This window comes from Trichocoleus sp. ST-U2, assembly GCF_039961875.1.
Classification (GTDB): domain Bacteria; phylum Cyanobacteriota; class Cyanobacteriia; order Cyanobacteriales; family FACHB-T130; genus FACHB-T130.
This window is the reverse complement of sequence record NZ_JAMPJY010000025.1, coordinates 35,118-54,476: the sequence shown is the minus strand read 5'-3', so window position 1 is coordinate 54,476 and position 19,359 is coordinate 35,118. Positions and strand designations below refer to the sequence as shown.

9 protein-coding genes are annotated in these 19,359 nt (G+C 46.9%); 4 read left to right on the top strand and 5 right to left on the bottom strand.

The window, feature by feature from the left end:
- Positions 1 to 363: 363 nt before the first annotated feature.
- Together NC996_RS17070 and NC996_RS17065 are read right to left on the bottom strand one after the other, a co-directional pair.
- On the bottom strand, positions 364 to 3,570 hold the full coding sequence (locus NC996_RS17070; protein WP_242037458.1) for a peptidase domain-containing ABC transporter: 3,207 nt from the start codon (positions 3,568 to 3,570) through the stop codon (positions 364 to 366).
- 692 nt (positions 3,571 to 4,262) lie between these two features.
- Positions 4,263 to 6,755, bottom strand: coding sequence for a GH116 family glycosyl hydrolase (locus NC996_RS17065; protein ID WP_190682996.1), 2,493 nt, complete (start codon positions 6,753 to 6,755; stop codon positions 4,263 to 4,265).
- Between the two features lie 414 nt (positions 6,756 to 7,169).
- Between NC996_RS17065 and NC996_RS17060 the strand changes: the two genes are divergently transcribed.
- From NC996_RS17060 to NC996_RS17050, 3 genes are all read left to right on the top strand, one after another.
- On the top strand, positions 7,170 to 7,670 hold the full coding sequence (locus tag NC996_RS17060; protein ID WP_190682994.1) for a pentapeptide repeat-containing protein: 501 nt from the start codon (positions 7,170 to 7,172) through the stop codon (positions 7,668 to 7,670).
- A 220-nt stretch (positions 7,671 to 7,890) separates the two neighbouring features.
- Positions 7,891 to 8,220 (top strand): hypothetical protein, encoded by a 330-nt coding sequence (locus tag NC996_RS17055; RefSeq protein ID WP_190682992.1) that lies wholly within the window; start codon positions 7,891 to 7,893, stop codon positions 8,218 to 8,220.
- A 406-nt stretch (positions 8,221 to 8,626) separates the two neighbouring features.
- On the top strand, positions 8,627 to 12,136 hold the full coding sequence (locus NC996_RS17050; RefSeq protein ID WP_190682989.1) for a PAS domain S-box protein: 3,510 nt from the start codon (positions 8,627 to 8,629) through the stop codon (positions 12,134 to 12,136).
- A 26-nt stretch (positions 12,137 to 12,162) separates the two neighbouring features.
- Here the strand turns inward: NC996_RS17050 and NC996_RS17045 are convergent, their stop codons facing one another.
- The 3 genes from NC996_RS17045 to NC996_RS17035 form a co-directional block, all read right to left on the bottom strand.
- Positions 12,163 to 15,441: a tubulin-like doman-containing protein gene (locus tag NC996_RS17045; protein WP_190682986.1), complete on the bottom strand. Its 3,279-nt coding sequence runs from the start codon at positions 15,439 to 15,441 to the stop codon at positions 12,163 to 12,165.
- Positions 15,442 to 15,607: 166 nt separating this feature from the next.
- Complete coding sequence (locus NC996_RS17040; protein ID WP_190682983.1) at positions 15,608 to 16,510, bottom strand: VWA domain-containing protein; 903 nt, start codon at positions 16,508 to 16,510, stop codon at positions 15,608 to 15,610.
- A 189-nt stretch (positions 16,511 to 16,699) separates the two neighbouring features.
- Positions 16,700 to 18,352 carry an ABC transporter substrate-binding protein gene (locus NC996_RS17035; protein ID WP_190682977.1) on the bottom strand — a complete coding sequence of 551 codons (1,653 nt, stop codon included), beginning with the start codon at positions 18,350 to 18,352 and terminating at the stop codon, positions 16,700 to 16,702.
- Between the two features lie 427 nt (positions 18,353 to 18,779).
- On the opposite strand from NC996_RS17035, the gene NC996_RS17030 reads away from it, so the two are divergent.
- On the top strand, positions 18,780 to 19,325 hold the full coding sequence (locus NC996_RS17030; protein WP_190682975.1) for a GIY-YIG nuclease family protein: 546 nt from the start codon (positions 18,780 to 18,782) through the stop codon (positions 19,323 to 19,325).
- Positions 19,326 to 19,359: the final 34 nt, after the last annotated feature.

The following is a 19,359-nucleotide window of genomic DNA, read 5'->3' as shown; positions in this document are numbered from 1 at the left end:
GCTTGGATTTAACGAGCGGTGCCATTTTTAGCCGGTTTCAGCAACATTTTGGTTTGGCTTTTCATCGTTACCAATTTTTCCACAGGAACTCCCTTTTTATCCTAATTTCTGCTGCTTGGAAAGTCTGCCAAATTGGCATATTTTTTGCCAAATTTTCTGAATTAGCTGCCAATTCACCGAGGACTGGAATTGATGATTGCAATGCTACTGAACAAATGGTCGTGGAAGAGGAATTTGGCAGAACAAGAATCTTTAACATCGTAACGGTTGTAATTTGCTCCACATTCCTGCCAACGGATGAAACCAATTTCAAGTAAAACTGTAATAATTCATACAAGTTGGCTCGGTTTAGAACATTTGGAGTTAAAGATCCAGTTGTTGCTGCGCTAGATGGTAATAAAGACCTTGAAGCGAAATCAGTTCATCATGAGTACCGCGCTCAATTAGAATGCCTCGATCTAAGACCAGGATGCAGTCAGCGTGTCGGACCGTTGAGAGTCGGTGGGCAATGATAAAAATTGTGCGATTTCGGCTAATTCGAGCTAAATTTTGCTGGAATCGCCGCTCGGAGTCAGTATCTAGAGAGCTGGTAGCTTCATCTAAAATCATAATTTGAGGATTTCCCAAAAGCGCTCGAGCGATCGCAATTCGTTGTCTCTGTCCGCCAGAGAGATTTGCCCCCCGTTCCCCAACTTTTGTGTGATATCCCAACGGCATATCTTGAATAAAAGCATGAGCTTCTGCAAGTTTTGCCACTTCAACAACTTGCTCTAAGGTAAAGTCATCCGAGTAGAGCGTAATGTTTTCTAAAATGGTTCCAGAAAACAGAAAACACTCCTGCGGTACCACCCCCAACTGACTCCGCAAAGATGAGGGAGAAACATGGCGGGTATCGTGACCATCGACACAAATTCGACCGCTGGTTGGCTGATATAAACCCTGGAGCAAATTGACCAACGTACTCTTTCCAGAACCGCTGCGCCCGACAATTGCCACCGTTTGCCCAGATGTCACTTCAAAAGATAGATTCTGAAGCGTATTGCGCTCTTGATCTGGAGAGTAGCGGAAGGTAACATTCTCCAATTTCACCTCGCCCCGCAACTGAGGCAGAACTAGCAAAGGTTTTTGAGGACTTTCTTCGGGTTGAGCTGAAAACACATCATTCAGCCGTTCCACAGATACCAAAACTTCTTGCAGTTCATCCCAAAGGTTCACCAGTTGCAGCACCGGGTTGATGACACTACCAATCATCATATTGAACGCCACAAACTGACCGATCGTGAGCCGATCCTGAATTACCAGCGTCGCCCCGTACCAAAGCAATGCTGTAGTACCCAAGGTATTAATTAAGCCGCCGGTAACTTGCAAGCCGTTTGCCAGTTTTTGACCCTGAAATTGGGCATTTAGGGTGCTGGTTAAGCGGTCTTCCCAACGCCAGCGCAACTGTCGTTCTGCTGCTGCCGCTTTCACCGTGGCGATGCCGGTCATCATTTCTACGAGTGAGGAATTTTGTCCCGCCTCTTCGTTAAAAATTTTCCGCGATACTCCTCTGAGAAATGGACTCGCCACAACGGTCAAAATAACAATCGGGGGAATTAGGGCTACCACTACTAAGGTGAGACGCCAGTTGTAATAAAACATTAGCCCCAAATAGACGATTGCCATTGAGGCGTCTAACCAAGCTGTGACCGCTTGGCGAGTTAGAAACATCTGGATTTTCTGGTTTTCCTGAACGCGCGTGATAATGTCCCCGACATGGCGCGATTCAAAAAAGGCGAGGGGTAAGGTTAAGGTGTGGCTGATAAAGCCGCCGATCAGGGTGAGGTCTAATCGGTTGCCAAAATAATCCAGCAGGTATTGTCGAATTCCCGTGACGCAGACGCGCCAAACGCCAAATAGTAGCAGACCAAGGCTGAAGACGTGCAGGGCGATCGCGCTTTTGTGAACAACCACCCGGTCGAGAATAATCTGGGTAAACAGGGGGGTAATCAGACCAAAAATCTGGATCAGCAGAGACGCCAGGATAATTTGTCCGATCGCGGAACGATAAGGCCAAAGCAAACCCCAAAAGCGATTGAGAGAATTTTTTTCCGTTGGGGCGGCGTGCAATGCTGGCGTCGGATCGAGCAGCAGGGCGTATCCTGTCCAACTCGCCAGAAATTCCGCCTGGGAAAGCGATCGCCTACCAACAGCAGGATCGGCAATCAAGATGCGATCGCCCTTGACTCGGTAAACCACTACATAGTGATCGCCCTGCCAGTGGGCAATCCAGGGGTTTTTCCCCTCGACTAGGCGATTTAAACTCGCCCTGACGGGTTGGGCGTGAAATCCGACCTTTTCTGCCGCTGCGCCTAAGTTCTTCAGGGAGGCACCGGCACGCCCCACGCCAGCGAGATTCCGTAAGGAAGTGATGCTAAATCGTTTCCCCCAATATTGCCCTATCATTGCCAAGCAGGCAGCACCGCAGTCGGAAGAGCTTTGCTGCTCAATCAAGGGATAGCGTTGCCAAAACCATCGACCCGGACGCTTGACGGGTTTGGGAAAAGCAATCGGTGCCGATTCAGGGGGCTGGATATTTGCCTGCACCTCTGAGTGAATTTGCGGCGACTGAATTTGTGGCGGTCGATTGCCCTTCAAAGAAGCTGGTCGAGACAGGTTCTTTGGCTGATGCCGCAATTTCCCTTTCTCCGTAGATTCACGGTGCCCGTTTTCAAGCGATCGCTCGGCAACTGCTTCTGACTGCTCTGAGAAAGTTGCTGCGATTGGCGCAATTGCTCGTGCTGCCTCAAAGTGTTGCTCAGGCAACTGATAAACGACTAAATCGGTCTGGGCAATCCAACTGCTCGGTGTGGGATGAGGATACCCCCAACTTTGTCCGATAGCGGGGGGTAAATCTGCGTCTTGTCGGCTTTCAATTTGACCGCTGCGTAACCAAAAGCGACCCGCCTCGGAGGGTGTGGATTCAATCAAAGATGCTCCCGCTTCGATCCGCGTTTCTACTAGGTAGGGCAACAGTTGTCGTAGCGTATGGCTGCTCAAGCGCCGCCAGTCTGTAGAGGTTTTGAAGAAAATCAGACATTGCCGCCAAATTGCCTGCTGTTGCAGGTAGTCTTGCAGATTCGGGAGCCGCTCTAACCAAGGCTGAAGGTCTGCAATTGAAATCCGAGCCACAATTCCGGCACTGGCAGCGATCGCGCTCGTCAGCTCGCAATGATTGCCAAATACCTTTTCTGCCCCAAAACTTTCTCCCGATTCCACCACCAGAGCGGGAACTTCCTTACCCTGTGCTGCGTCTAAGGCTAGTAGCCGCACCCGACCTTGACAAACCAGGTAAAAATCCCCCTGATTTTGTTCATCACGAACTGAATTTCCTGAGGCAGTGGCGGCACTATAGTTAACAAGGCGATCGCCCAGTTGAAAATCGCAAAGTTCAAATGCTTGATTCAAGTCGGAAGCAAAGCTCGTATCTGATTGGGACAGCCTCAAGAGATTGAGGATATCGGGAAGGCTAGAGTAAGCGTTTTGTATGTCCTGAAGCGGAGGATGACCCTGTACCAGCATCCGATTCATCAGTGAGCCTCTTAGCTTTCAAGGTTTGTGATTGGCTCAATATGCGTTTCCGGTAGGTATCGCAGTAGTAACCGCTAGAATCCTTAGCCAGAAAGCATCTTTTCGATAAATTTCCCGAAAACTATAAACAGCCTAAAGTTTTTAACTTTAGGTTTTTGTAAAAAAAGCATTAAAGGGAAGTTAAGGCTATTTAACCGTTAACAATGTATATGTCTTAGTGAATTTACAGAGGATTTGTCAACCGAGGCGCTAACGAATCTCATAGCTTCCATACAACTTTACAGAATCTTTACAAAAAAATGATGGAAGCTTTATGGAATCGTTCGATTTGTTCATCGTAACTTTACAATAAACATTCTTATCTCCGTAAATTCCACATTGCCTCTCACATTTAATCTTTAAATTCGTTAATGTATCAGCAAATCCTATCAATCTGATATATTTTCCAAACGGGGATGCTGCTCAATCCTTCTTGAATCAGGCAAACTTAACCCCCCAGACCCCTATCTGGGAAGAGGGATAATTTCACTTTTCGCCTCAGAGGATGCTGTTGGCTAATCGGGGAAAACGATCCCATTTAACATTACCGTAAGCTTCTCTTTGCCCCGCAATTGAGCAGAGAGTTGGGGGGAATCAAATGTGTAGCATCGTTAAGGAAAAATGGGATAACGAAAAGTATTGGGATACTGCCGTTAAAAGTGCGTTATCATGCCGTAGATTGCCCAAATTGCCATTGCTCGCAGGTAATGACTGGCGCGGAAAGTACCGGCGGCAGTAATCGCTTCCGGGGTTCGGAATTGCAACCCATTGTCATAAATTTGCTGCACCACAGCTTCCGTCATTTGGAAGGCTTCCTCTTTCATTCCCATCTGGATCATGAATGCTGCTAGCCCAAAGTTAATACCAGTCCAAACTTCCAGAGGATGAGTCGCGTCGGGGTTTGCTGGTGTACCGTCGGGTTTGACGCCATTAACGGCACCGATAAAGGTTTCAGGATGGGAGGACGGGAGGTGCCGATTGAAATTCAAAAAACAAGAATTATAGACAGTTTTTAAGGCAGATTCGGCACGCTCAAGCGGCACGAGATCGGGTAATTTTAATAAACGAGCGTAGAACTGACCGCATAGCTGATCTGCCATCACGATATCAGAGCCGCTTTCGCTATCGAGCCGGTAGTATTGACCGTTCCAGAGTTTTTCTTGATACACCTGCCGGGATTGTTTTAGCCAGGTTTGGTATTCGGTAATCGGTAATTGGTAATCAGGGGAATTTTCTTCGGAATTGAACTCAGACTTGTGTAATATTTCACCAATCGCGATCGCTGCCTCTAACGCCGCAATCCACAAGCCGCCGCAGTAGGCGCTAACCCCTTGCAATTTCCAATCATCAAATGTTTGATCCGGCGCACCCGAATTTTCGGGAATCCCATCCCCATCGATATCAAATTGCTTGACATAAGCAAGCGTCTTCACAATCGGCACCCAACACTCGCGCAAAAATTCGATATCTGTGGAACCCGTTAAGACAAAATCTCGATAAACCTGCAACACAAAGTCACAAGGTAAATCTTTCCACAGGTTGCAATCTTGATAGCTGGTGTAGTTCGTTTTCTCCCACGGATGCTCGTTGGGGGCACCCAAATCGTGGGGCGTCGCATCGGCGGCTTTGCGAATGGCTGAGGCTTGGTTATAGCCGATAATTCGGGGCGTCTCGTCGTGGGTGGAAATCGCCCGTGCATAAGCTTCTAGCACCGCTTTGTCCAGTTTAGGCCAAAGCATCATCAAAGCAAATGAGCCGTAAAGTCGCACATCTAAGCTTTCGTACCAGCGATAATCCAAGCACTCTAGGACACCAAATTGCCCCACGGGGTCATCTTCTGAAGCCGCAGTCCAGAGGGTGCCGCCATCGCAAAGTAAGTACAGCTCATTAAACAGCGCCATTTTGAACCAATTGGGCAAATCTTGACGCTGCAAAATCGGCTGTTGCCACTCCCGAATCGCATCCTTCCACATATCATCTTGCTTGAGAGCGGTGCGAACCATCGACCAAGCATTTTTGCCATTGCGACCAAAGAAATCGGTGTAGCGGCGGTAGTATTGAGTGCCCAGATTTGGTTGCTGGTTACTCTGCGAAAAGTCCATTACTGGAAAATCCCAGCAGACGATGAAGGGAATTTGACGGGTTCTCCCAGGTTTTAGAGTAAACCGGACAGCGATCGCGCAACCGATTTGTTCTCCCGGTGCTGCCGGAGTTTCATCTTCTCGATCTGGCAACGAGCCATTACAAGCGAATAAATCCCAAATATCTGAGCCATCCCCGATCGGGTTCCAACGACCGTGATAGAAGACTTCTAAACTAGGATTCGTGACAGTTGCGATCGCCCACTGTCCTTCCCCCTCTCCGATTTCATCGTGCAGTCTCACCCGATCTAGCAGACATCCCACTCGGTGGAAGTCCACAATCCACTGATTTAAATTTCCGGTACTATCCCCCCAGCGCGGCTGGTACTCGTAAACCGGGCTGCCATCATCCCGCACCCGCACTTCCGGAGATTGAATCGCATTCGTAAACCAACCCACGACATTCTGCCACGTCAGCATGATGCTAATCGTAATCGGCTTATCCGTGGGATTGTGGGCAGTCCAGTGAAAGATTGCTGTTGGGTAAGAGCTTTCTTGATAGTTACCCGCCCAAATCGGGGAGAATTGTTCGCACGTCAACTGAGACTGAAATACCCCTTCATAGACAAACCAGCTGCGGGGATACAGCGCATGATAGGTTCCAGTGCTGCCTGCTGAGTTTGATTCCTCGTTTAATTGTTCATTTTTAATTTTTGATTCGCTCGGATACCACAACCACCGGGATAAAGTCCCATCATCAGGCGGTTCTGTACAAAGCGCATAAGCTTGCGCGGGGGAGTCTTCTGGCTGCTCGAAGACGCTGAACTGACAAGCAGGCAGACTCCGGAAGACGTGTTCTCCGCCATCCAAATGCCACAAGTTAAAGTCGCCACGCGAAGAACGACCGATGCATCCGGCTCCAAAGCCACCCAAGGGCATCCCGTGCCAAGGGCCATCGTCGAGATTACTAGGGTAGCGAACCGTGTGGGGTTTGTCCCAGCCGAGACCAATGGGACGACTCCAAGTGCAATCGGGGATTTCGGGGCGAGGGCGTTGATAGATCATGCCTTGATTTTACGGTCTTTCGTTCCTACGATTACCCAAATTTTGTCAGTTCTTCTCTAGCTTCCCGATAAATTGGGGAGTTAAGAAGTCTATATACTGCAAACAAAAAACAAAATGTATTAGCATTGCACATTACGTAGTATTACTTAATTGCGAAAACTTTTCTTGTTAATTTCTCCTGAAAAATACGTAACTTAATCTAAATTTTACAGGCATCTCTTTATAACCATCTGCATGACTAAATATTAAGAAATTGCACTAAAATCTTAAATTTTTAATTATTTCTTCACCTCTAAAAAAAATAACAAACTTCACTAAACTTTTATAGATTCTTTATCATTTCCGATGCTTATTTTTATGTCCAAAGGGGGATGATAAAAAAATATTCAATTTGATCGCTAGAGTATTACATACATGGAAGTTATCTCTCGGAAAACTGATTCATCAGCGAATCCACAGCCAGAGTTGGTTCAAAAAAAAGCTGACGAACTTCTCAAACGATACGCTACCGGACAAAGAACCTTTAGTAAGGTAACAATGCAGACAGGCAAGCTATGTATTTCTACATTTAACTTGATGGGAGCCAATCTAAGAACTGCTTGTCTAAGCGGAATTGTCCTAGTTGGCGCTAACCTAAGTCAAGCTGATTTGGCTGCAATCGACTTAAGGCGATCGGATCTCAGTAAAGCCAATTTAACTGGCGCGAACTTATGGAAAGCAGACCTCAGTGGGACAAACCTTAGTTATGCAAATTTAAGTGAAGCTTTTTTAGGAGGAGCTAACTTGAATGGAGTGAATCTATATGGAGCTAATTTGAGTCGATCCAATCTCAGAGGAGCCGATTTGTTGGAAGTTGACTTGAGCGGAGCCATTCTGACTCAAGCAATTATGCCCGATGGCAGTATCCATGAGTGAAAAGGATTGGGAACATCTTAAGGGATGTCCAGAACCAAAGCAGAATATCGCCCAACGCAAAGAGGGCGCGGCGTTTGTCTAAGGCATCCCTTGACTGAATCAACGCGCGATCGCGTTCCATCTACTCTCCATGTATATGTAAAATATCTTAGGTCTACCTACTTTGCTTTCCAATAGCTGTGCGTTGACCGTTGTTGATTAATTAGCGTGTATTTGTAAAATGGGTCTTAAAATCGTCGAGAATTTTGACAGTAGTTTTGCGCTTGCTCCAGAAGCGAAGGAAGCTCTGTTCAGTTTATTAACAGGTGAAGCTTTTCTCACCCAAATTACCGAACAGACAAACTGGGAAGCAGTTGAGTTTACAGAATTACTTTTTCAACCTGTTCCTTACAGCACTGCAACTCCCAAAGGAATGCCAGCAGAATTTGAAAAGTATAAAGAATCTGACGAGCATATTATCATTAACGTGCCGCCGAACTTTATGTTCAAAGCAAAAATATTTAAACCGTCTCGTCTTTGTGCCATTTATAGAAAGGCGCAGTTAAATTAAGATAGGCTAGGTGGTTGAAACCGCAGCTATACACATAAAGCTTGCCTTCTCTGGTTTAAAATTTATGATTTTTCGTTAGTCCGTGCCAAGCGGGCTTATTTTGTTTAGCTACGATTTCCAGTTGCCAGGGCTAATAAGTTGACGATGAGCGTTCCTCCATAAGTCGTCAAAGCGAGATACCCGACTTCTTGAAGAAGTCGGGTATCTGAATTTTTAGCATCTTACAAGGCAATTATTTCAAGCTTGTGCAGCATTTATTTAAAAGGACTCCAAAAATAAAAAATAGAATTTTTAAAATAGCTAAAAATAATCCAGAAGGTAAATAGACAAAAATATTTATCTATCATAAGGTCATAAAGTGAAAACAGTTTTATCAAGTTAGTCTGAGGACTCAGCTAACAGTCCTATGTTAAAAGTGTTAAAAGTCACGCGCTCTCAACTGCAACGTTATGGTATCGCGGCTTTGTCAGTCACCTTAACGCTGCTGCTGCTTCTGCTATTGCCGCCGACTAAAACATCCATTTCACCGTTGTTTTTTGCCGCCGTGACTTTCAGTGCCTGGTATGGCGGACTGGGGCCAGGGATAGTGGCTACGATAGTGGCTGTTTTAGCTAACAACTATTTCTTCGTACCTCCGATCTATCAGCTAGCAATCAGCCGTGAGACGGACGTTCTCCAGCTAGTCATATTTAGCTTAGTCGCACTGCTGATTAGTTCGTTAAATGCAGAATTACTGGCTGCGAAGCAACGAAGTGAGGCAAGCTTATCAAAACTAGAAGTAAGCTACCGTCGCCTGATTGATACAGCTCACGAAGGCATCTGGTTGATTACCCCAAACTTGCGGACAGATTACGCGAATCAGCGGTTAGCTGAGATGTTGGGTTACAGCGTCCAAGAGATGGGCGATCGCTTTGTTTTTGACTTCATCAATCGAGAGGAACGCATCGAGGCAGAGCAACACATTGAGCGAAGTAAACAGGGAATTCGAGAGCAATTTGACTTTCGGCTTCGCCGTAAAAATGGCGAAGACCTTTGGGCAATCCTCTCCACAAACCCGATTCTCAATCGGCAAGGTGAGTTTATCGGGGTGCTGACAATGCTGACCGACATCACCAAGCGCAAACAAACCGAGAAAGCACTCCAAGAGAGCGAGAGGCGCTTCCGACGACTGGTTGAGGCGAATATTTTTGGTGTCACCTTCGCCAACTTTACCGGAAAAATCAACTACGCCAACGACGCTTTCCTGAAATTAGTCGGATATGAGCGGGAGGATTTGGTTTCGGGTCGGCTTTCCTGGGAACAGATAACACCGCCGGAATATCTGCATTTGGATGCACAGGCAGCCGAAGAACTCAAGAAAAATGGTGTTTGTACCCCATTTGAAAAAGAATATATCCGTAAAGACGGGAGCCGGGTTCCCATTCTTATTGGTGGTGCCCTGTTACAGGAACCTTACGACCAGCAACAAGAAGGGATGGCCTTCTTGATAGACATAAGCGATCGCAAGCGAGCGGAGGAAGCGCTGCAACTGCGATCGCAAGCACTCCAGAATCAGCAGCAATGGCTAGAAGACGTGCTGAATCTGTTGCCATCTGGCTTGTTGTTTATTGAGCCAGGGACGGGTCGAGTCCTCTTCGCCAACCGAGCCGCTGACGAGTTGGCAGGAGGCGAATTTCCCAAAAATAAACCAGCCGAAGAGTACCACACCGTTTACTATTGCACGGATGCGACGGGAGCGCAGATTCCCGACGAGCAAATGCCAGGGGTACGAGTGGCACGCGGCGAACGGCTCAACGGGTTTGAGATGAACTGGCACACGCCAGGAGGAATCCGTCCCTTGATGGTCTTTGCGGATACCCTGCCAGCGATGCACGGTCATTCTCCTGTCTGTGTCGTAATGTTCCAAGACATTAGCAAACGCAAGCAAGCAGAAGCAGCTCTGCGCCAGAGTGAGGAACGGTATTCTACCTTAGCGAGAGTTTCACGGGTGGGAATCTTCCATACGGATAGTCAGGGAAAGTGTTTGTATACCAACGAACGCTGGTGTGAACTTACCGGAATCACTTCAGAAGCAGCATTGGGGGCAGGCTGGGAAACTGCCCTTCATCCGGATGATCGCCAACGTATCTTTGCCGAATGGTATCAAGCCGCGCAGGAGAACCGGCTTTTCCAATCAGAGTATCGATATCAACGTTCCGACGGTTCGGTGGCTTGGGTATTAGGTCAAGCGGCTCCTGAAATTGGAGAAAACGGTGAGACGATTGGCTACGTTGGGACTGTTACCGATATTAGCGATCGCAAACAAATAGAAATCGCCCTGCAAGAAAGCGAAATGCGACTGCGGCGCATCGTTGACTCAAATATCATTGGCATCTTTTTCGGCGATCTGAGCGGCAAAATTACCGAAGCCAACGATGCCTTCCTGCAAATCGTCGGCTATACGCGGGAGGATTTACAAGCTGGTGAAATTGCTTGGAATCTGATGACTCCACCAGAATACGTCGAGCGGACTCAGCAGGCGGTTAACGAACTCAGAGAACAGGGGGTTTGCGTTCCCTTTGAAAAAGAATTGATCCGTAAAGATGGCAGCCGCGTCTTTGTACTGGTGGGGACTGCTTTGTTTGAGGGATCTCTACAAGAGCAGGGTGTCTGCTACGTCCTCGATCTGAGTGAACGCAAGCGAGCCGAAGAAGAACGCGATCGCCTCTTCAAGCTGGAACAGGCAGCACGCGCTCAAGCGGAGTCAGCCAACCGGATGAAAGATGAATTTCTTGCTGTCCTCTCCCATGAGGTGAGAACGCCTCTCAATCCAATCCTGGGTTGGGCAAAACTCCTCCGCAGCCGCAAGTTTGATGAAAAAACCACCGCCCGCGCCCTAGAAACGATTGAGCGCAATGCCGAATTACAGTCGCGGCTGATCGAGGATTTGCTAGATATTTCGCGGATTCTGCAAGGCAAACTGAGTTTAAATATTGCCCCGGTTAACTTGGTGGCAACGATTGAGGAGGCGATGGAAACGGTGCGTCTAGCAGCTGAAGCGAAGTCGATTCAAATTCACTCAGCGATCGCTCCCAATCTTGGTAAGGTGTTGGGGGATGCCAATCGCTTACAGCAAGTCGTCTGGAATCTGCTCTCGAACGCTGTTAAATTTACACCGATAGGAGGACAGGTAGATATCCAACTTTCACAAGTCCCCAGTCCAGAGAATTCGGAATTCATTCAATCAAAATTCAATCAAAATTCCTATGCCCAAATCCAAGTAAGAGACATGGGGAGGGGAATTCACCCAGACTTTTTGCCCTTCGTCTTTGATTCCTTTCGTCAAGCTGATAGCCAAACGACACGGGTATCCGGGGGATTGGGGTTAGGACTGGCAATTGTCCACCACCTCGTAGAACTTCACGGCGGTACTGTTACGGCTGCAAGTCCGGGAGAAGGGCAAGGGGCAACCTTCACTGTGACGCTACCCCTAATGACAACTGCGCCTCAGACGAGTCAGGACAATCCGTTACTTGATAATTCTCCAAATTTGGAAGGGGTAAAGCTACTGGTTGTCGATGATGAGGTGGATACGCGGGAGTTAATCGTCTTCATTCTCGAAGAGTGTGGCGCACAGGTACGCGCTGTGGCATCGGCGGCTGAGGCGCTGGAGGCGCTGCCTCAGATGCAGCCGGATTTGCTGTTGAGCGATATTGGAATGCCTGAAATGGATGGCTATATGTTGATTCGTCAAATTAGAGCCAAGAGTGCAGAGCAGGGGGGAGAGATTCCAGCGATCGCGCTAACCGCTTATGCTGGCGAAACTGACCATCAGCAAATACTAAAAGCAGGCTTCCAGAAACACCTCACCAAGCCAATCGAGCCAGACGAATTAGCGGTAGCGATCGCTAGCCTGATGAGCAGTATCAGTTCCTGAAGCTACCCTTCCCCGAAGAATTGATGTTAGCTCAGTTGCACTAATTTAGTGCCGCATTTAGAACAGAACTTTGAGTTCGCTGGGTTCTGATTTCCACAGTTAGTACAGAAAACGTGAGTGCGAGTCTCTTGAGCCGGAGAATGATTTGAAGCAACCCCAATTGGCTGAGTTGTAACAGGAGAATCAACAGGTTGACTACCCGGTGAATAAAGCTTAAAAGCTTCAATCATCTCCTGAATCACTCTTGCTTCGCGCTTGTAATTTAAGCTATCAGTTGCGCCTTCTTTTTCTAGTTCGACGGCACGCCGCTCCAGATATACTTTCAGTTGGTGATACAGCGCTTGTTTTTTCTGCACCGTGTCAGCTTGGGTTAATTTTGCCGTTACCTGACGCTGAATTTCTTCTTTATCCGGGCGACACGCCAATACTTGCAGCACTTGCACCGATTCTTCCCAACTAGAAGCGATATCAACGTTTTCCAAACCAATTACGGTTTTTCGGGTGTAACGAATTACCTTTTCTTTAGTTAGGCGATTTTCTTCTATTCGCAGCACTTGTAACGCCCTTGCTTGCACAACGAGGCGGAAGATTTCGGGATTTTCTGGAAAAATATCCCAAAACGGCGGTTCTTTTTGAATGTGAACGGGAATCGGTGGTTCTTTGCTTTCGCCTTTAAGTTGCGCCCGTTTTGCCTGAATCGATTGTCCTTTCCAATCTTGATAAGATTGCTGCAACTCTGGCATTCCCTCAATGCAACGCAGAGAGAAACCACCAATTTCTTGTACAAAGACAATCCGGTGACGTTCAGCTTCTCCCAGCGGTGTAATCCCTTCGTTGCTGCCAACTCTTTCCCGCAGAATCGGGATGAGCTTAATTGCCGCTGCATCGCTGCTGTTGCGTCCGCCAACCAGGGCAACTTTGGCATTGAGTGCGGGGGTAAAGCCTGCGTCTTGACGCTTGAGAACGGCGTCAGAGAGTAAAATCAGCGGCTTCGATTTGCTGTAAGCAGTGCCGATGCGGTTGCGGATTTCGGCTTCGTCGTTGTTGAAGACTTTGAATAAGCGATCGCCAGCTGCCAATTCCCGCTTCAATCGGCTACTTTCCGGCGCACTGATCACGACTAATTTAGCGCGATCGCCAATAATTTCTTTAAAATCATTCTCCTGCACATCCGCTAAATTCGGCACATCAAATAGTCGCATCAACTCACCCGCCGCACGGTTACGCTTCCACAGCGGACTTGCTTCTGCGAGAACCTGTACTGACAAATTGCTACAAATCCCATCAATTCCCAACTCGTAGCGACTCTTAGAACCTTCACTGGCACCTGCTTGTTGCTCAATTAAATCTCGATATAATTCATTGAGTTCTTCGCGGTTATAAAGCTTAATCCCATTCACAATCAAAGCATCAGCGCTATCCGCTTGTCGATCCGCTTTTTGTTGAAAATTATCGCGGGTTTGCTTCAATTTTTGATTTAAGCGTGCCAAACGGCGGTTTAATTCATCCAGATGTTCTAGCATTCTGGTAATGACTTCTAAACCTAAATATCTTGCTTGAGTTTGAATGGTTGCTACCAAGCTACCTTCTAACCCGGTTAGCGCTAACTCGCAGGATTTTTCCATATCTGCGTGCTTGGTAAGGGCAAACTTATTCTTAAACTCAGTAATATCTTGCAGCGCCTTTTCGTAATCTCTCTGTCGTTCGGTTTCCTTGGGTTGCCAAACTTTTTCTGATTCCCGGCGGAACTTTTCGGCGGCATTTTCAAAAATTTGGCGCACCGCCGTCACGAAAGCATCGGCAAATTTTGGCCCTCTCGTGCGATCCTCAATAATCCGATAAAACTCTTCGTCTAACGCTTTTCGTCCTTGTTGTACGATGCGGTTGCGGTTATCGTACATCTTTTGCAAGAAGTCACCGTGCAATCGCTCGTCCGGACTTAATTTCCGCAAATGATTGGCTTTATATTCTTCAACTTTTGGCTGGAGATAGTCTAAAAATTGGAGAATTTTACCCTTTTCTGAACCAACAATATTTACGCCTTGCTGGGTACATTGCAACTTATTATCCGTAGCAATTTCATTGCGGATAGAGTTTACCCAAGCAGAGATTTCGGTTATATATGACCTGTCACCAGCCGCTGCTAAATCTGCAATCAGTTCCCCTTCTGTGAGGCGCATCCGTTTCAGGTCGCTTTGCACCATTTCTAACACATTCGGTGGCAACTGTACCGATTCATTCAGCCACCAGCGAATAAAATCAGCGGCAAGTCGATCTGATAAAGAAGTGCGAATTTGAGCTATCGGAATTTCTACCGTAGATAACCCAAAACTCATAAAATTCTTAGGATATCCGCGTCCGCCGGGATCTGCCTGCGCCCAAGCTCCTTTAATATTATCTCGAATCGAACGTTTATAAGGCGCAAAATCAGAGGTTAAATCAAGGAAGATATTTTGGGAAATCATCTCCCGAATTTGGTCGAGAGTAAATTCACTCTCTCCATTTTTTGTTCCAACCAGATAAGTGAAATCAAAAGGCGCAGATTTACTGCGAATTTCGTCCACCAAACCACTGCTAAATTGGGCAATATATTCAGTTCTATAGTCAGAAAAATAGCTCAATTCCATCAAAGCAGCGTAACCGTTAGCGAGAACGCGATCGCCTACATTAATACTGGCGAACGCTGTCGGCATCGGTACAATTGCCGTCACCATCGGACTCGCTTGCCCCCGCAACCAATGGCGGACGCAATAGCCGATATCAATCAGCATTCCGCTACCAGTCCCGCCAGAGAGAGAACCCGTCACAAAGACATTTAAACTCGTCGTATCTACCTTAATGCCATAGCGATCGCGCATAAAGGTTTCGTGTCCTTTGACGGCATCAGCAGCTTCATTAAACCGTCTTTGAAGTTTGTGATAATTACAATAAAAAGCAAATCGCCCATAACTGCGAATTTGTCCAGCACCAACTTCAATTGCCCCAATATTCCGCTCCAATTCGGTAGGAAACCAACTCTCTATCCAGGGATAGTTTCCCATATCCGACATAATTTTTTTGACTTCACTACCAGCAACACTTGCCCAATATTTTTCGTTGTCTTTGAAGGGAGAACCAGCGGCGGCAGGATTATTGACTTTGTACTCTCTATCGGTATCAATAATTAAAAAGCTGATTAGGGGGAAATTTTGCAGACTGCCATAAGTTTCCTCTACTAAGCGGCGTACTCGTGACAATACTTCATGTCCGGTGCCACCGATACCCACTAATACAGTGGGAACCATGCTTTTCTCTTCTACTGCCATAATATTTTCTCCTAGTAGCTATATTTTAGAACCTGGCGACTGGAAGTCGCAGCTACACAAACAAAACCTGCCTACGCAGGTTTTAGAATATAGCATTCGTCTTAAGTCCGCGTAGGCGGACTTGGTTTGTATAGCCGCGAATTCTATTCGCCAGTAACTTCATAAACTAACACCTGACAACGATGTCCAATAAATTAAATAGCTGCCAAACAATCAAAGGTGTCAAAATACTCCAAAATAGGGCATTACTTAAGGATAATTGACCAGAAAGTGACCGATTAAGACCAATTAAACCTTGAAATAACCACCGATCCAGGGGTAAAATTAGCGTCCACATCAGGGCAATCCAAGTTGCGCCTAAACCAAGGATAAGCCATTTGAGGTTACTGTTGAAACGAGTAAAAAATGTGTCTGCGAACAGCATTTCTAGATTATTTTGTTCGCCGCCGAGGTAAATACCGCCAGTAGCCAAAGCTGCACGTTGCAATTCTGTAGATTCTGCACCTACCACAACTGTATTAATTCTAACTTTGCGATTCCTGGCATCGGTGATGATGTCTGGTGACACGTTAGCACCGCCATCGGTAACTAACAGTAATTCTCGACAGCGCTTTTGCTGAATCGTGCTGAGTGCTTCCGTACCTTTTTGAATCGCTAAGTTAATATCTGTCGTATTGTTCGCGACCAGTTGAGGGAGATCGGGATTTGCCAAAGCTTGAGTTAATTCGGCGTCCACTTGTTGACTGTCTGTTTTAAAATCACCCGTAAGCGATCGCACAACTCCCCCAAATCCCAAAACCTGTATCTGGTTTTTGTTTCTCAACTGCTGGGCGTTTTGTTGCAAATAAGACCGCACCGCTGCGACTTCCTGATACATAACTGTACCTGGAGCGTTAAATTCCGTAGTATAAGTGCTGCTGCTGAGGTCGAGAGCGATCGCAACTGCTACTGGCGGTCTACCTAATCCTAACAGCCAGATGAGTGCCGTCACGATGATACACGCTCCCAGCAACATCAACGGAATCTGGAATAACGGATACAACCACAAACCGCGACGAGAACGACTCACTTAGAACCCTGTTGTAAATTGGTTATGAGTCATAAGTCATTAACAACGACTCATGACAAGCAAAAACAAACTATAAACTACAGTCCTTTAACTACCGACTCCGGACTACACTCAACCCAAATACTCCTCTCTTCCCTCTCCTCTGTTCTTCCCTCCGCGTCCTCTGCGTCCTTGGCGGTTCGTTCTCTTCTAAATTGGGTTAAATTCATACTTAGATCCCGGCGGACCATTAGAACCAGGCGCGGCTTGCACAAGCGGAACTTCATTGAGAACATTAAAATCCGTAGCAGTGCCGCTAATGGGCACTCCCTGATTCAGCAGCTGAGACACACCCGAACGAGAGGGATTTTGGCTAAAAGCAGACGTTAAAGCTTTCGTCGCATCATAAGCGGTAGCGGTGCGCCAACTGACACGTCCTTTCCAAATCGTGGCAGCTTGGTTAGCAAACGGATCGTTCGGTTGAGAACTCCAGGGAACTGCCAGCACAATACCTTTAATCGCATCGCCGCCAGAGGTGAGAATTGTTGGGTTATACAGTTCATCTCCACCAATTAACTGTAACCCTTGCGTCCCCGTAGGATTGGCTTTAGCAATCGCGATCGCTTGATCAACTTTATTCTTACTGAGTGCTAAGAAACCAATTTTCGCCCCTGCCTCAGTTGCATTCTGAATCTCAGTAGCAGCATTGAAATTGGCACCCGTAACATCTACTTCTTTCACGACTTTGCCGTTCACTTTAGATAATGCGGTGGTGAACTGCTGCTTTAATTGCTGACTGTAAGGACTATCGGCGTTGTAAAAAACCACCACAGACGGCGCGGAGGACTTTGCAGCGGTATATTTTGCTAAAGTGCTGCCGACGGTTTGCAGATAAGTACCCAGCAACTCGTTGGCTTTTTTGGCGAGGGGGATGGTTTGCAAGGTAGACTGACCGCCAGAACCGGGAGTAATGCTAGTGCTGATGGGAGAAAGGACGGTTAATCCAGCTTGTTCGTACATGGCAATCGCTTGCTGAGAGCCATTATCTACCCCGTGTCCCAAAACGCCTAAAATATTCGGTGACTTCGTGAGGTCTTGCGCCAAGGAAACTGCTTTTACCGGGTCAACATCGTTGACAATCACGACTTCTAATAAGCGTCCGGGTGTCGCCGGAGACTGGTTAAACTCGTCTTGCGCTTGTCCCACACCCCGGAGAACTTCCTTCGCCGTGTCCGGACTGGGGGTGATGGGAACCACGACTGCCATTGTTAGGGGATTCCCGGCTTTTTTTGCTTTGGCGTTATTCAGGTAAATTTTGCTTTCGGGATCGTTGGGGTTGACGCTGACCGCTTGTTGATATTGCGCGATCGCTTCCTCCCAATTTTTCTGGGCAAACGCGACTGCGGCGGCTGTTTTTTGGGAATTTGTTGCATCCTTTAATAGGATTTTCTCGCCTTGACTGATCAACTCGGAATTATCAGCGGTATCGCTTGCGATCGCTTGCGGATCGGCAGTTTCCGTGGGTGCATTGTCGCTAGCGGTGGGAGATTGAGTCTCAGGAGACGCCACGATTGCCGGTTGTTTATTCCCCTGTGTCAGTTTATACAACCCAAATCCCCCCGCTAGAGCCGCCAGAATCCCCAGCAGAATCAGGATTGGCAGCAGAAGTGAAGGCTTAGAACCGGGCGGCTTAGAGATGACCGTTTTCTGGCTTTTCTGAGGATTCATTGCCTCTCTAGGCAAGCCGCAAACAATACAGTCTGGCCCGTGATTTTCCTGGGGTGGATGGGCTTCATTGCTTGGGTACTGTTGATTGTTGTTTTTCGGTACACCATCACAGATCCATTTGCCTTGCGTATTCAATTCTGCCAATCTCCCTGGTAGCCATACTTACTATTTATTCTAATAATTCCAATCTTCTGCCGGATAGAGCAACTGTGTCATCCCCATTGGCATAAGGATTCATTCAGATTAAAAAAATTGATTATTATAGCTTAATCATTTAATTCTTGTTAGCGCGGCAACGTTCGCTGCTCCAGACGCTTTAAGATGGTGAAGGTGCATTATCCTTCACTAAGCTTGTGAAGCGTGAGCGCAGAAGTGTAGAGATAAGGTTAATTATTTTCTAGCGCTTTTTTGGCAGTAAGATGACACCTAAAAGAAGAACCTCTGAGTTTAAGCCTAAATCTAAATCTAGGGATAAATTCAAGAGCAATATTTTTTCTGGAATTTGTCCGAGCCACCTCTGTGAGATTATCAAAAAGTCAAATAAATAACTCAAAAAATACCGATGACTTCTGAAAGCGATATTCCATCTCTTGCCAGCCTAGAATATATCCCTTACCTCGACGAAACCGGACATTTACCAGAGAAATTTCAGGGAAAAATTGGCGTATACGCAATATTCGATCGAGAGAAAGTGCTGCAACTGATCAACTATTCCCGCGATATCAATCTCAGTCTCAAGCAACATTTGGTACGTCAACACGAACGCTGCTATTGGCTAAAAGCACACACGAGCGATCGCCCGAACCGTACCCTGCTAGAGAGCATTCGGAATGCCTGGATTGAAGAAAATGGTGCCGTCCCTCCCGGTAATGGTTCCGAACAAGCTGCATGGAACGATCCGATTGATGCAAAACGAGCCATGACAGCTGAGGAACAAACTAAGTTTACAAGTCCAGCGATGGATGAAGTCGGGCAAGGGAAGCTGTTAAAAAATGTAGCACGGCGCGTTGAAGAAGAAATTTTTCAGCAGCTCAAATCTCGTGGGGTTCAAGAAGAACTCCGCTTTAATCCAAAATTAAAAGAAAGTGGCTTACTAGACCTAAAGTAAGGACGCCATAACCGCAAGTCTTCTACAATCCTTG